This window comes from Ruegeria sp. HKCCD7296 (genome assembly GCF_013110775.1).
Lineage (GTDB): Bacteria > Pseudomonadota > Alphaproteobacteria > Rhodobacterales > Rhodobacteraceae > Ruegeria.
In genome coordinates this window covers 124,842-137,520 of the sequence record NZ_WVRF01000015.1, presented here as the reverse complement: position 1 = coordinate 137,520, position 12,679 = coordinate 124,842, and the positions used below count along the sequence as shown (strand labels likewise).

General features: G+C 56.7%; 15 protein-coding genes. 7 read left to right on the top strand and 8 right to left on the bottom strand.

What is annotated here, in order from left to right; translation table 11 throughout:
- Positions 1 to 170 precede the first annotated feature (170 nt).
- Together GS632_RS18125 and parC are read right to left on the bottom strand one after the other, a co-directional pair.
- The gene (locus tag GS632_RS18125) at positions 171 to 761 is read right to left on the bottom strand and encodes a hypothetical protein (protein ID WP_171180722.1); all 591 of its coding nucleotides are present in this window, start codon (positions 759 to 761) and stop codon (positions 171 to 173) included.
- Between the two features lie 97 nt (positions 762 to 858).
- The gene (parC, locus tag GS632_RS18120) at positions 859 to 3,207 is read right to left on the bottom strand and encodes a DNA topoisomerase IV subunit A (protein WP_171721896.1); all 2,349 of its coding nucleotides are present in this window, start codon (positions 3,205 to 3,207) and stop codon (positions 859 to 861) included.
- Positions 3,208 to 3,413: 206 nt separating this feature from the next.
- Between parC and GS632_RS18115 the strand changes: the two genes are divergently transcribed.
- From GS632_RS18115 to GS632_RS18090, 6 genes are all read left to right on the top strand, one after another.
- Positions 3,414 to 4,058 (top strand): SH3 domain-containing protein, encoded by a 645-nt coding sequence (locus GS632_RS18115; protein ID WP_245223292.1) that lies wholly within the window; start codon positions 3,414 to 3,416, stop codon positions 4,056 to 4,058.
- A 69-nt stretch (positions 4,059 to 4,127) separates the two neighbouring features.
- Positions 4,128 to 4,955: an SDR family NAD(P)-dependent oxidoreductase gene (locus GS632_RS18110; RefSeq protein WP_171180726.1), complete on the top strand. Its 828-nt coding sequence runs from the start codon at positions 4,128 to 4,130 to the stop codon at positions 4,953 to 4,955.
- A 77-nt stretch (positions 4,956 to 5,032) separates the two neighbouring features.
- Positions 5,033 to 5,236, top strand: a complete 204-nt coding sequence (locus GS632_RS18105; protein WP_171180728.1) for a twin transmembrane helix small protein — start codon at positions 5,033 to 5,035, stop codon at positions 5,234 to 5,236.
- Positions 5,237 to 5,809, top strand: coding sequence for a cob(I)yrinic acid a,c-diamide adenosyltransferase (locus GS632_RS18100; RefSeq protein ID WP_171180731.1), 573 nt, complete (start codon positions 5,237 to 5,239; stop codon positions 5,807 to 5,809).
- 240 nt (positions 5,810 to 6,049) lie between these two features.
- Positions 6,050 to 6,808, top strand: coding sequence for an electron transfer flavoprotein subunit beta/FixA family protein (locus GS632_RS18095; protein ID WP_171180733.1), 759 nt, complete (start codon positions 6,050 to 6,052; stop codon positions 6,806 to 6,808).
- Positions 6,808 to 7,737, top strand: a complete 930-nt coding sequence (locus GS632_RS18090; protein ID WP_171180735.1) for an electron transfer flavoprotein subunit alpha/FixB family protein — start codon at positions 6,808 to 6,810, stop codon at positions 7,735 to 7,737. Before GS632_RS18095 ends, GS632_RS18090 begins: the two co-directional genes overlap by 1 nt.
- A 59-nt stretch (positions 7,738 to 7,796) precedes the next feature.
- Here the strand turns inward: GS632_RS18090 and GS632_RS18085 are convergent, their stop codons facing one another.
- A complete protein-coding gene (locus GS632_RS18085) occupies positions 7,797 to 8,600 on the bottom strand; it encodes a DUF6473 family protein (protein ID WP_256368732.1) in 804 nt (267 codons plus the stop codon).
- A 163-nt stretch (positions 8,601 to 8,763) separates the two neighbouring features.
- Here GS632_RS18085 and GS632_RS18080 point away from each other — a divergent pair, with 163 nt between their 5' ends.
- Complete coding sequence (locus tag GS632_RS18080; protein ID WP_171180737.1) at positions 8,764 to 9,639, top strand: 3-hydroxybutyryl-CoA dehydrogenase; 876 nt, start codon at positions 8,764 to 8,766, stop codon at positions 9,637 to 9,639.
- 75 nt (positions 9,640 to 9,714) lie between these two features.
- Here GS632_RS18080 and GS632_RS18075 read toward each other — a convergent pair whose 3' ends face one another.
- From GS632_RS18075 to GS632_RS18055, 5 genes are read right to left on the bottom strand one after another with little or no spacing between them, the layout of a single operon-like run.
- Positions 9,715 to 10,614: a lysophospholipid acyltransferase family protein gene (locus GS632_RS18075; protein WP_171180739.1), complete on the bottom strand. Its 900-nt coding sequence runs from the start codon at positions 10,612 to 10,614 to the stop codon at positions 9,715 to 9,717.
- Between the two features lie 38 nt (positions 10,615 to 10,652).
- Positions 10,653 to 10,922, bottom strand: coding sequence for an HPr family phosphocarrier protein (locus GS632_RS18070; RefSeq protein WP_171096062.1), 270 nt, complete (start codon positions 10,920 to 10,922; stop codon positions 10,653 to 10,655).
- 16 nt (positions 10,923 to 10,938) lie between these two features.
- Positions 10,939 to 11,331, bottom strand: coding sequence for a PTS sugar transporter subunit IIA (locus GS632_RS18065; RefSeq protein WP_171180741.1), 393 nt, complete (start codon positions 11,329 to 11,331; stop codon positions 10,939 to 10,941).
- A complete protein-coding gene (gene rapZ, locus GS632_RS18060) occupies positions 11,328 to 12,209 on the bottom strand; it encodes an RNase adapter RapZ (protein WP_245223293.1) in 882 nt (293 codons plus the stop codon). The genes GS632_RS18065 and rapZ overlap by 4 nt, the downstream gene beginning before the upstream one ends.
- Positions 12,206 to 12,676 (bottom strand): HPr kinase/phosphorylase, encoded by a 471-nt coding sequence (locus GS632_RS18055; protein WP_171180744.1) that lies wholly within the window; start codon positions 12,674 to 12,676, stop codon positions 12,206 to 12,208. Before GS632_RS18055 ends, rapZ begins: the two co-directional genes overlap by 4 nt.
- Positions 12,677 to 12,679 lie beyond the last annotated feature (3 nt).

Below are 12,679 nucleotides of genomic sequence, written 5' to 3'. Positions count from 1 at the left end.
CAATCGTGCCGATGTTGACGTGCGGTTTTGTACGCTCAAACTTTTCCTTTGCCATTCCTCAGGCGCCCTTTTGCGATTTGGGGGACCCTTGGTCCCGTGGTTACATCTGCGCGCGCGAGATATTTGGTTCACGGGGGAAAATCAAGCACATCCTGAAGGAAATGCGGCAATCACGCAGGATTTTGCGTGACCTCGGTGGATTCCAGCGGTTGGATCAGGCTCGGACGCTTGTCGAACCAGCCATTCTCTTCATGTTCTTCGGCCAACCATTCTTCGACTCGGTCCGCGACCTTCAGGGCCAGACCGCTCATCTGTTCTTCTTTGGTTCGGGTATTGCCTGAGCCAGTAAGGGCACTTTCACCGGTCGTGTCTTCCAGCACTTGAAACTGTTTCCCCTTGGCCAGAAACTCTTTTTTCTTAACGTCATACACGTTGACCAGCACAATCGCGGTGCTTTTGGGATTGTAAATCACAGGTATCCCAGGGGGTGCCAGCATATACCCCTCAAGGCTGATGCCGATGTCATATTCCTGCGCGCCTTCGTAACGGCCTAATCGAATATCAACCGCGTTCTGAATGGCTTTGGTCCATTCATCTGGTGTGGCGTCGCGCGACACCGGACCCTGCACGGCTTTGTCCGCAAAGGCATAGTTTACGCGCAGTTTGAATTCCCCCAACGACTCAGGCGGTTCATAAACCTGGGTCTGCGTACATGCGCCCATCAGGGCCAATCCGGTAATCAGGGTCAGAATTCGCAACATGTGTCTCTTCTCGATAGGCCTGTTTTACGGGATGTAGCGCACCAACACGGCCTGTGCAAAGTCGTATCAGCAGAAATTGATCGCAGTGGCAGCAGAGTCACGAAAACTTATAGTCCCGAGGGAAGCCGTAAGGTGGTTTTTTCCCAACGCTCGCGCGCTTGGCCAACCATTGGGACATGTCCGCCTCGTGTCGGGTCTTCTCACCGCCCATGGACCATTTCAGCCCTTCTTCCCAGTTGAAGGTGGTGATGTCCGACAACCCGCCATCCAGTTCCAGCGTGCCCTGCCGTCCACGCGCCATGTTGTACTTCTGCAGGCGCACACCCTTGCCACGGGTCATTTCAGGCAGTTCTTCTGTCGGGAAAACCAAGAACTTACCGTTCTGGGATACAATGGCCACGTGGTCGCCATCGACCGGCTTACAGATCATCGCCGTCTCGTCGCCTTTGACGTTCAGCACCTGTTTTCCGTTGCGGGTCTGGGCCAGCACGTCATCTTCGGGAACCATAAACCCATTGCCTGCATCCGAGGCCACCAGCAATTTACGCCCCGGCTTGTGGATTAGGATGTCGATGATCTGGGCCTCGTTCGGCAGATCAACCATCAGGCGCAGCGGCTCGCCCATTCCCCGTCCACCGGGCAGATTGGCCGCACTGACAGTGTAGAATCGCCCATTCGAAGCAAACACCAGTAGGCGATCCGTAGTTTCCGCGTGGAAAATGAAACGCGGGCCGTCGCCATCTTTAAACTTCAGCTCTCGTTTCAGGTCGATATGGCCGGTCATGGCGCGAATCCAGCCCATCTGAGAGCAGACAACCGTGATCGGCTCCTTATCGATCATTGCCTCAAGCGGAACTTCTTCGACTTGTCCGGCCTCGGCGAACTGCGTGCGACGCGCGCCGCCGTCGTAGTCTTTGCCGAAGGTCTTCTTCGTCTCTTTCAACTGCTCGGCTATTTTCGCCCATTGCAGGGCCGGATCGGCCAGCAGGTCTTCGAGATTGGCGCGCTCCAGCATCAACTCGTCACGTTCGCGGACCAACTCCATCTCTTCCAGACGGCGCAAGCTGCGCAGGCGCATGTTCAGAATGGCGTCGACCTGAACCTCGGACAGTTCGCCCTCACCCGGCTTGGGCGTGACGTAATCAGACTCGTCGGTGGCACGAACGTGGTCGATGCCCCAATCCTCGCGCATAAGCGCGGCTTTGGGGTCGTCGTCATAGCGGATGATGTCGATCACACGATCAAGGTTCAGGAAGGCGACGATAAAGCCCTCCAAGACCTCCAACCGATGGTCGATCTTCGCCATACGGTGACGCGAGCGTCGGATCAGCACCTCTTGCCGGTGATCGAGGAAGGCGCGCAGCACTTCCTTCATCGAACAGACCTTGGGCGTTACCCCATCGATCAGCACGTTCATGTTCAGGCTGAACCGCACTTCAAGGTCCGAGTTGCGATAGAGCATGCCCATCAACACCTCGGGATCCACGTTTTTAGATCGAGGTTCAAGAATCAGTCGGATGTCATCGGCGGATTCGTCGCGCACATCGGCGAGAATCGGGATTTTCTTGGTCTGGATCAGTTCCGCAATCTTTTCGATCAGCTTGGATTTCTGAACCTGATACGGAATTTCGGTGACAATGATCTGCCACTGGCCACGGCCCAGATCTTCGACCTTATATTTACAACGCAACCGGAACGAACCGCGCCCAGTGCGGTAAGCTTGAGCGATATTCTCCGCCGGCTCGACAATCACGCCGCCGGTTGGGAAATCGGGGCCGGGCACATAATTCAGCAGCGTATCGTCGCGGGCATCCGGCGTCTTGATCAGATGCAGGCAGGCATCGCACAGCTCGGCGATATTGTGCGGCGGAATGTTCGTCGCCATACCCACAGCGATACCGCTGGCACCATTGGCCAGCAGGTTCGGGAATTGCGCAGGCAGCACCACCGGCTCGGTTAGTGTGCCGTCATAGTTGTCGCGGAAATCGACAGCGTCCTCGTTCAGGCCCTCAAGCAGCGCCTCGGCCACGATGGTCATCCGCGCCTCAGTGTAACGAGAGGCAGCAGGGTTATCGCCATCGATATTGCCGAAGTTCCCTTGCCCGTCGACCAACGGGTAACGGACGTTGAAGTCCTGCGCCAATCGCGCCATCGCGTCGTAAATAGCGGCGTCACCGTGCGGGTGATAGTTACCCATCACATCGCCCGAGATCTTGGCGGACTTTCGAAAACCTCCGGTTGCACTGAGTCGCAGTTCCCTCATCGCATAGAGGATTCGCCGGTGTACCGGCTTCAACCCGTCCCGCGCATCAGGCAGAGCACGGTGCATGATGGTGGACAGCGCATAGGTCAGATAGCGCTCACCTATCGCGCGGCGCAGTGGTTCAGCAACCTCGCCCCCATTGTCAGGGGCCTCCATATTGGGGTCGTCGATCGTGTCATTCATACATGATGTGATACGACGCTAGGCTGCCCGGGTAAAGCAAGCAGAGTACATTTTACTGGGGACAAGTCGCGCTTTTTGCAACAGGGGGAGGCAAGTGAGTGTTTTCCCCGAATTTTCGACTCGGCCTCACAATTATGCTACCATTCCAACAATTGAATGATTGCTGCCTATTATTGTTGTTACGATTACCTTGGGGGATGGCCTCTATGCGCCTGATACTTGTTACTTTCGCCGCTCTCGGCTGGACGTTTTACGTGATGAGCGGAGGTCCCGACTTTGAACCGCGCGGTGTGCGCGACGCTAAGCCGGAACGCGTTGCTGTTGCAGCCAAACCGGCGACACCGGTCGTCGAACCCACACCAATTGTCAAACCTGAACCGGTTGAGAAACTGGTGATACGGACCTCTGCCGCGTCAGAAAAAGTGGTGCCGACGCCCGTCGAATCCGATGCTCAGCTGGGCGAAGAGGAGACCAAAGCCTTGCTTTCGCAAGTGGCTGCGGGCCTCAAGGCAAACCCGTCGCTGTTCAGCGACGAAAACGTCACTCTGACCCTGGCGTCGCTTGAGCAAGGTTTGGGGTCACTGGAACAAGTCGCAACGGATGCCGAACTGCCAACGGTTGATCTGGCTGCACCAGTTGAACCACCCAAAGATATCCGCGAAATTTCGGGTACCCGTGTCAATATGCGCGACGGGCCCGGAACCATTTATCCAATCATCGGCAAGGCCCGCATTGGCCAACAGGTCGAAGTCTTAAGCGAATCGGGCACAGGCTGGTTGCGCCTGCGCGTGTTGCCGGGGCAACAGGTTGGATGGATTTCGGCATCACTTGTCCGGAAAACAACAAACTGACGCCGGAGCGTCATTGCCCTGCCGCAAACCCCGCCATAGCTATTGGCGGGGTTCATGTTCGGAAGGCTCATGCAGAAATCGATACTCATTACGGGATGCTCTTCGGGTATAGGCCTGGATGCAGCACACGGTATGCGTGCACGCGGCTGGCGTGTTTTTGCGTCCTGCCGCCAGCAACGCGATTGCGACCGTCTGCGCGCACAAGGCTTTGAAAGCCCCAAAATCGACTATACCGACACCAAGAGCATTACGTCGGGATTATCTTCTGTGCTCGAGGCAACGGGCGGCACTCTGGATGCCTTGTTCAACAACGGCGCCCATGGACTGCCTGGCGCGGTCGAGGACGTGCCTACGGACGGATTACGCCATATCTTTGAAACCAATGTCTTCGGATGGCATGAGCTGACACGCCAGGTGATTCCCGTTATGCGGGAACAGGGTTATGGACGAATAGTTCAGTGTTCTTCGGTTCTGGGCCTTGTCGCCTTCCCCTGGCGTGGGGCCTATGTCGCCACCAAATACGCCATCGAGGGTTTGACCGACACAATGCGGCTTGAACTGCGGGATACCGGAATTCACGTTGTTCTGATCGAACCCGGACCAATCACCTCGAAACTCAGGGAAAAAGCGATCCCGATGTTCGAAAGATTCATTGATTGGGAAAGCTCGGCGTTACGAGAAAAATATGAAGCCTCGCTGTTGAAAAGGCTTTATGAAAGCAGCGGCCCGGATCGTTTCGAACTGCCAGCTTCGGCTGTGACCGACAAACTCGCCCACGCGGCTGAAGCGCGGCGGCCGAAGGCGCGATACTATGTGACGACGCCCACATATGTGGCCGGGATATTGCGCCGAATCTTGCCCACAAAAGCGACCGATCGCATCCTGTCGGACATCTGAGGCGAAATTTCCCGTTCGCTTTTTGACGTCCCAACGCTAGATGGGTCATAATCGAAAAAACCGGACGGTGACTTGAAATGGACCTTTTAATGGTCGTTCTGCTTTTGGCCATGGCGGCAGTTGTCGTAGTGCTGACCCTTGGCATTGCGAATTTCGGCAAAAGCGGCATGGAAGCTGCAAAGAAAAGCAACAAGATGATGCGGCTTCGCATCCTCTTTCAGTTCATTGCCGTGGTGCTGATCGTGCTATTCGTTTACCTGCGCGGACAAGGGGTGCAATAAATGGTCGTTCTCAACAAGATTTACACACGCACAGGTGACGACGGCAAAACCGCTCTGGGCAATGGCGAACGCGTGGCCAAATACGCGGGGCGCGTTGCCGCGTACGGAACGGTAGATGAGTTGAACGCATTTGTCGGTGTGGCCCGAACCGAGGCCCAAGGTGAAACAGATGCAGCATTGTCGCGCATTCAGAATGACCTTTTCGACCTGGGCGCAGATTTTTGTCGCCCCGATATGGATAAGGATTCCGAGGCCGACTATCCACCCCTGCGTATCGTACCCTCTCAGATCGACCGTCTTGAAGCCGAGATTGATGCGATGAACGAAAATCTGGAACCACTGCGCAGTTTCATCCTACCCGGTGGATCACGTCTGGCAGCGCATCTGCACGTGTGTCGTACGGTGTCTCGTCGGGCAGAACGGCTGGCGGTCGAATTGACGAATATGGAGCCGGTCAACGATGTGGCTGTCAAATACCTCAACCGGCTCAGCGACTGGTTCTTTGTCGCGGCTCGCTGCGCGAACGCCAACGGCAAAGACGACGTTTTGTGGGTTCCGGGCGCGAACCGCTGAAAGCGGCGCGGTGGGAAGGCGGCTGTCAAATTTGTGCGCGCCGCAGTCCTTAAAATGCAGAGGCTTCAAACGGCAATCTTTCGCCCTTGTTTGAAAAAAACCGCAAAACGCGACGTCCCGACGCTATGACGTGACGATTTTGCTCTGTTGTGCCACTGCTGCAGGCGCTATCTAGTCCGTCGAGAGCATTGGCAGAGTCGCCTTCGCGGCTTGCCGTTTTTTTGAGGAGCGTACGCAAAAATGAAGGTACTGGTGCCTGTCAAACGCGTGATTGACTACAACGTTAAGGTTCGCGTGAAAGCGGATGGAAGCGGTGTTGATCTCGCCAATGTCAAAATGTCGATGAACCCGTTCGACGAAATTGCTGTTGAAGAGGCGATCCGTCTGAAAGAAGCTGGCAAGGCCGACGAAGTTGTCGCCGTTTCGATCGGCGTCAAGCAGGCGCAGGAAACCCTGCGGACTGCGCTGGCCATGGGCGCCGACCGCGCGATCCTTGTTGTGGCGGCAGACGACGTTCACACCGACATTGAGCCGCTGGCCGTTGCAAAGATCTTGGCCAAAGTGGTCGAGGAAGAGCAGCCTGGCATCGTTCTGGCGGGCAAACAGGCAATCGACAATGACATGAACGCCACCGGCCAAATGTTGTCGGCCCTGCTGGGCTGGTCGCAGGGTACCTTTGCCTCGGAACTGGACATCGAAGGCGACAGCGCCAAGATCACCCGTGAAGTGGACGGCGGCCTGCAGACCATCAGCGTCAAGATGCCGACCATCGTGACAGTTGACCTGCGCCTGAACGAACCGCGTTACGCGTCACTGCCCAATATCATGAAGGCGAAGAAAAAGCCGCTGGATGAGAAAACCGCCGCCGATTACGGCGTGGATGTCAGCCCGCGTCTGGAGATTGTCAAAACCGACGAGCCGCCAGCGCGCGCCGCTGGTATCGTTGTAGGCTCGGTCGACGAGCTGGTCGAGAAACTTAAAGAAGCGGGGGCTGTGTAATGGCTGTACTTCTGCTTGCCGAAGTCAACAATGGTGAACTGGCGCTGGACGCGACTGCAAAAGCCGTCAACGCTGCAAAAACTCTGGGCGATGTGACCGTTCTTGCCGCAGGTGGGTCTGCCGCCGCTGCTGGTGAGGCTGCTGCAAAGATCGACGGCGTGTCCAAGGTTCTGGTTGCCGAAGATGCCTCGCTGGGTCACCGCCTGGCGGAAACGACCGCGGCGCTGATCGTGTCGCTGGCCGACGGGTACGAGCACATCGTTGCCCCTGCAACCACCGACGCCAAAAACGTGATGCCGCGCGTTGCTGCGCTGCTGGACGTGATGGTGATCTCGGATGCGTCCGGTGTAGTTGACGGCTCGACCTTCGAGCGTCCGATCTATGCGGGCAACGCGATCCAGACCGTGAAATCGAACGACGCCAAGAAAGTTGTCACCCTGCGGACCGCCAGCTTTGATGCTGCGGGCGAAGGTGGCTCGGCCCCGGTTGAGACCATTTCTGTCGGTGAAAACCCCGGTCTGTCGTCGTGGGTCGAGGACAAGGTTGCCGAGAGCGACCGTCCGGAACTGACCTCGGCAGGCGTTGTTGTCTCCGGTGGCCGTGGCGTCGGCTCGGAAGAGGACTTCAAACTGATCGAAACCCTGGCCGACAAGCTGGGCGCTGCAGTTGGCGCGTCGCGCGCCGCCGTTGACTCGGGCTATGCCCCGAACGACTGGCAGGTGGGTCAGACCGGTAAAGTTGTTGCCCCCGATCTGTATGTCGCTGTCGGCATCTCGGGCGCGATCCAGCACCTGGCCGGTATGAAAGACTCCAAGGTCATCGTTGCGATCAACAAGGACGAAGAAGCCCCGATCTTCCAAGTCGCCGACTTCGGACTGGTCGCAGACCTGTTCCAGGCCGTACCAGAACTGACCGAAAAACTCGGCTGATCAAACAGCGTAAGTTTTCGTCGAAAAACCTTACTGGGCCCGCCTTCTGGCGGGCCTTTTCAGTTTTGGTCCCGCAAAACAGGTAGCAATTTCCCGGCAATCTCACGGTGCGCAGATGGGCCTATCACATGCTCTGCCATTGGCTGTTGCAAGGTTCCAAACAACACATCTTCCAAAGATTCCGATTGCCCTGTCACGCGCACCGAACATTCAACGATACCCGTACACAAGGGCCGAAGCTGATTGATCATTTCGACATTTGGCAAAACGAGGTCGCTGTGCATCCCCTCCTGCCTGTGCACCTCTAGCCAAAGCAAAATGACCGGCGGTTTGATTTGGCGTAGAACCTTGGACGTAGTGCGCACCCAAGCCTCGCGCAGTTCTTGAGCAATGACTTCAAATCGCGCGTCTTGCACTGCGTGCAGCCGCGTTAGCAGATGCCGTACGAAATGGATTTCCGTGAAGTCGACCTCGGGAAAAAGCTGTTCCAGATCGTGCGAAGGGGCCAGAAACCGATCATTGCGGCGCGGATGAACCCGGTAAAACCTGTTCGACAAGCACGGCAAGTCGGGTGTTTGCAACACGCAAATTTCGGCCCTGTTTGCCAACTCTAACACTGCCGGATCAGCAAGTAACGCGTCAGCACCACAAAAAAGGCTACCAAAATTGACACAAGGTCGTCCCAAAAGTTTGGTAAGCTCGGCAGGAAAAGGCTGTTCCACAAAACGGCCAAAGGTTTCCTCTCCGCCCAAACACGCAACGAAAGGGTCGCTCAGGTCACTCGGCGGGCCGCGAAACCAGAGTTTGGAGCCCTTGTATTGACAGACGGAGTCCCCGCCCCTGTTCATCTCATGAAAGCTCATCCCAAGCCCCCCACATTTCACCCGGTTGCCATCTTGCGGCCTCAGATGTTGAGAAATTCCTAATGCGCGCATTTGAAGCAAAATTGACTGGTTCGATCCCCTTGCCGCATGCCCCGGTCTGCCGATACTGTCGCGGTATCCTTCAGGGCAAAGGCAGCTGTACATGGAAGTAAAATCAGTCGGAGTGATTGGCGCAGGTCAGATGGGCAATGGGATTGCCCATGTTCTGGCATTGGCGGAATACGAGGTCTTGCTGAACGATGTCAGCCAGGACGCACTGAATAACGCTGTGTCCACAATTGAAGGGAACATGGCGCGCCAAGCCTCTCGCGGGAAGATCACCGACGCAGAGATGCAGGCCGCGTTGAACCGGATCTCGACCACTTTGGAGTTGCCCCGCCTTGGACAGACCGATCTGGTGATCGAGGCTGCGACCGAACGGGAAACGATCAAGCAGGCGATTTTCGAAGACCTGCAACCACATCTTCTGCCGCATACGATTTTGACGTCCAACACATCGTCTATCTCGATCACACGTCTGGCCAGCCGCACCGACCGGCCAGAGCGTTTCATGGGGTTTCATTTCATGAACCCAGTGCCGGTCATGCAGCTGGTGGAACTGATCCGGGGCATTGCGACGGACGAAGACACATTCAGCGCCTGCAAAGCTGTTGTCGACCGCCTGGGCAAAACGGCTGCTAGTGCCGAAGATTTCCCGGCCTTCATCGTTAACCGCATCCTGATGCCGATGATCAACGAGGCCGTGTACACGCTGTATGAAGGCGTCGGCAGCGTTCAATCCATCGACCAGTCGATGAAGCTGGGCGCGAATCATCCGATGGGCCCGCTGGAATTGGCGGACTTCATCGGGCTGGACACCTGTCTGGCAATCATGAATGTCTTGCACGACGGTCTGGCAGACACCAAGTACCGCCCCTGCCCGCTGTTGACTAAATATGTCGAGGCTGGCTGGCTGGGTCGCAAGACCGAGCGCGGGTTCTATGACTATCGCGGAGAGGTTCCGGTACCGACACGATAAAAGGGGGCCAGCCCCCTCGCCCGGATTTCATCCGGGCTCACCCCCGAGGTACTTTTGGCCAGATGAAGACGCGGATTAGGCTTTGTTTGATTGGCCCAAGGACATTGTGCGATCCCGTAGCCATGCCATGAAGCCGCGCGGGTCGCGCTCGAGCAGTTCCATGTCTTCATCGCCGATCGGCTCGCCGATAACCGGCGACTGCGGTTTGTTGCAGGATCGTACGATCTCGTGCAGCAGCAAACCCTGACGCAGAATCGGCGACAGTTTATTGGCAATCTGGTACCAGCGCGAGTTGCTGCCCGGGAAGAAAATCGGCAGCACCTGCGCACCCGAGCGGCGGATCATCTTGGCCGTGAAAACGTTCCATTCCCGCTCGATAGCTGGACCAAACCAGTCGTCCGAAGACATCACCACGCCTGACGGGAACAGTGCAACAACGCCGCCGTTCTTTAGGTGCTCCATCGCCTTGCCACGCATCTCGAGCATTTTGGCCTGCGCCTCGGGGTCGTGCGGGAAGGGCACCGGGATCATGAAAGATGTCGCCGCCTCATCAAGTCCGGTCAGGACCGAGCGAGTCAGAATGCGGTAATCGCTGCGGACCCGTCCAATCAGCTCGGCCAGGATCATACCATCGACCATACCGTGCGGATGGTTGGCGACCACAACGACGGGACCGGTTTTGGGAATCCGGGCAATCTGTTCCTGCGGTGTGGTCAGGTCGATACCCATAGTCGTAAGGGCACCACCCCAGAACCTCTGGCCGCGATAGTATTCGTTCTTTTTCTCGAATTTGTTGACCATTCGCAAAATGGTCAGCTTGCCGGTGCACCATTCGATGGCCCGAATGGCGGTTGAGGTCCAGGCATCATCGAACGAGTTCGCATATGTCAGGGTTCTACGGTCGTAGATTTCGCCCTCATCCGCGGTCCCATCCACCACTGGGCTTGTCTTGGTCTCGTGCGTCGTTTCCGCCAATTCCTGGTCTTCCCGTTTTCATGTCGCGGCGGGGCGGATTAAAACCCCTCTCCGAACTTGTCGTTCACAAGCGCTTCCAGAGCTTCCGCCAATGCCTCAGCATCCGGCCCGGACGTCTCGACGTCAATAGTTGTTCCGCGCGAGGCTGCCAACATCAAAAGACCCATAATACTGTCACCTGAAGCAGAAAGTCCGTCTTTTGACACCTCGGCACGGGCATCGAACCCTTCCACGACCTCGACCAGCTTTGCCGAGGCGCGGGCGTGAAGGCCCTTTTCATTGATAATTTTAAGGCTTCGGTTGGTCATAGTCGTCAATCCGGTTTTATTCTAATGTCACATTTTGTGCATTTATGTATTTCCGTCCAGCCTCCATCGCCTGACGCACAGCATCGCCGATGGGCAGGTGGCGGCTTTTGGCCAATTTGATCAACATAGGCAGATTGGCACCATAAAGAATCCGCCGATCCTGAGGTGCGCAGGCTCTTAAGCTGAGATTCGATGGGCTTCCGCCAAACAAATCTGTGACGACCACGACGCCATCGCCCATGTCTACGCTGTCGGCCGCCTGGCAGATCTCGGCTTGTTTCTTGTCGCGGTCGTGTTCAGCTTCGATCGCAATAGCCACCAGGCCGGGTTGCGGCCCGACCACATGCTGTGTGGCGGCCAGATATTCCTGAGCCAACCCCCCATGCGCAACGATCACAATCCCGATCAATCCGACCTCACATTCAACGTCCGGCGTTCCATCTCGCGATGCCTAATTGCCACTTGCTGACCGCCTTCGGCAAGGGCCTTTGCGACTGCTTCGGCCATTGCAACGGATCGGTGTTGCCCCCCGGTACACCCAAAGGCCACGGACAGGTGCGCTTTGCCTTCTGCCCGAAATGCGGGCAGCAGCAAAGTAAGCAGGTCCATGACTCGTTCAAAAAACGGCAAATAGGTCGTGTCCGATTGCACGTAGTGCGCGACATCAGGATGTCGACCATCGGCCGCCCGCAATTCGGGACGCCAATACGGGTTGGCAAGAAACCGGCAGTCGAACACCATGTCCAACCCGCGCGGTAGCCCGCGTTTATACGAGAAAGACTCGATCGATACCGCAAGGTGCCGCCCGCCTTTAGGCGCAAACCAGGTCTCGACCTCTTCGCGCAGCTGATGGACGTTGAGAAGACTGGTGTCGATCAGGGTATCCGCAATCTCGCGGATCGGGGCCAACAGTTCTTTTTCACGCTGGATGCCCGTTTCGGGGCTGGCATTTCTGGCAACGGGGTGACGGCGGCGGGTTTCCGAAAACCGACGCAACAGAACGTCATCGCTGCAATCCAGGTACAATACCGTTAGATCGACCTGCGCCATTCGGCCCAGCTTTTCTGCAAGCTCGATAAACCTGATTGTCGAAAAGTCCCGATTGCGAGCATCAACACCCAACGCCATCGGGCGGTCGCTGTCCGCGCTATCGAGCAGGCGCATCAGCAGCCCCATGGGCAGATTGTCGATGGCTTCAAAACCAAGGTCTTCGAGAACATGAATTGCGGTAGACCGACCAGCCCCCGAAGGGCCTGTGACCAATACGATCCGCCGTTGTGAAATCATGTGTTCGGCCATTCCGGATTTACACGCCCATTTTTTAGCAGCTGCATCAACGCTGCAGCCAAATTGGGGACGCCGGCACCGCGAAGCAAGGGAACAGTTTGCCTCAGGACCTGAACAGTGAATTGTTCGGGTAGGCGTTGTGGTTCGCTCTGGTCCAGATCGACGACGTAATCGATCGGAACTGGCCCGGTTGCTTCGGCCCTGAGCAGGCCGATGTAACGCGCCTCGATCAAGTTACGGATTTGTGAAACAGCGGACGCAACGATCTGTTCATCGTGCATCTGTAGAATCACACGGTCATCTGCAACCAGGTCAGCCCCATAGGCCATCAGCTGCAACGCCAACTCAGATTTCCCAGCACCAGAAGCCCCGATGATCAACACGCCACGCTGTTCTACCGATACACAAGACGCATGAACGCACGCCCTGTCACGGTTGTTGGCCTCTGACAGTAAGAAGATTTGCATTTC

What these genes read in the sequence shown, in the direction of transcription:
- GS632_RS18125 (WP_171180722.1), bottom strand. Translation starts at nt 761, where the DNA reads ATGTTGCGAATTCTGACCCTGATTACCGGATTGGCCCTGATGGGCGCA.
- parC (WP_171721896.1), bottom strand. Translation starts at nt 3,207, where the DNA reads ATGAATGACACGATCGACGACCCCAATATGGAGGCCCCTGACAATGGG.
- GS632_RS18115 (WP_245223292.1), top strand. Translation starts at nt 3,414, where the DNA reads ATGCGCCTGATACTTGTTACTTTCGCCGCTCTCGGCTGGACGTTTTAC.
- GS632_RS18110 (WP_171180726.1), top strand. Translation starts at nt 4,128, where the DNA reads ATGCAGAAATCGATACTCATTACGGGATGCTCTTCGGGTATAGGCCTG.
- GS632_RS18105 (WP_171180728.1), top strand. Translation starts at nt 5,033, where the DNA reads ATGGACCTTTTAATGGTCGTTCTGCTTTTGGCCATGGCGGCAGTTGTC.
- GS632_RS18100 (WP_171180731.1), top strand. Translation starts at nt 5,237, where the DNA reads ATGGTCGTTCTCAACAAGATTTACACACGCACAGGTGACGACGGCAAA.
- GS632_RS18095 (WP_171180733.1), top strand. Translation starts at nt 6,050, where the DNA reads ATGAAGGTACTGGTGCCTGTCAAACGCGTGATTGACTACAACGTTAAG.
- GS632_RS18090 (WP_171180735.1), top strand. Translation starts at nt 6,808, where the DNA reads ATGGCTGTACTTCTGCTTGCCGAAGTCAACAATGGTGAACTGGCGCTG.
- GS632_RS18085 (WP_256368732.1), bottom strand. Translation starts at nt 8,600, where the DNA reads ATGAGCTTTCATGAGATGAACAGGGGCGGGGACTCCGTCTGTCAATAC.
- GS632_RS18080 (WP_171180737.1), top strand. Translation starts at nt 8,764, where the DNA reads ATGGAAGTAAAATCAGTCGGAGTGATTGGCGCAGGTCAGATGGGCAAT.
- GS632_RS18070 (WP_171096062.1), bottom strand. Translation starts at nt 10,922, where the DNA reads ATGACCAACCGAAGCCTTAAAATTATCAATGAAAAGGGCCTTCACGCC.
- rapZ (WP_245223293.1), bottom strand. Translation starts at nt 12,209, where the DNA reads ATGATTTCACAACGGCGGATCGTATTGGTCACAGGCCCTTCGGGGGCT.
- GS632_RS18055 (WP_171180744.1), bottom strand. Translation starts at nt 12,676, where the DNA reads ATGCAAATCTTCTTACTGTCAGAGGCCAACAACCGTGACAGGGCGTGC.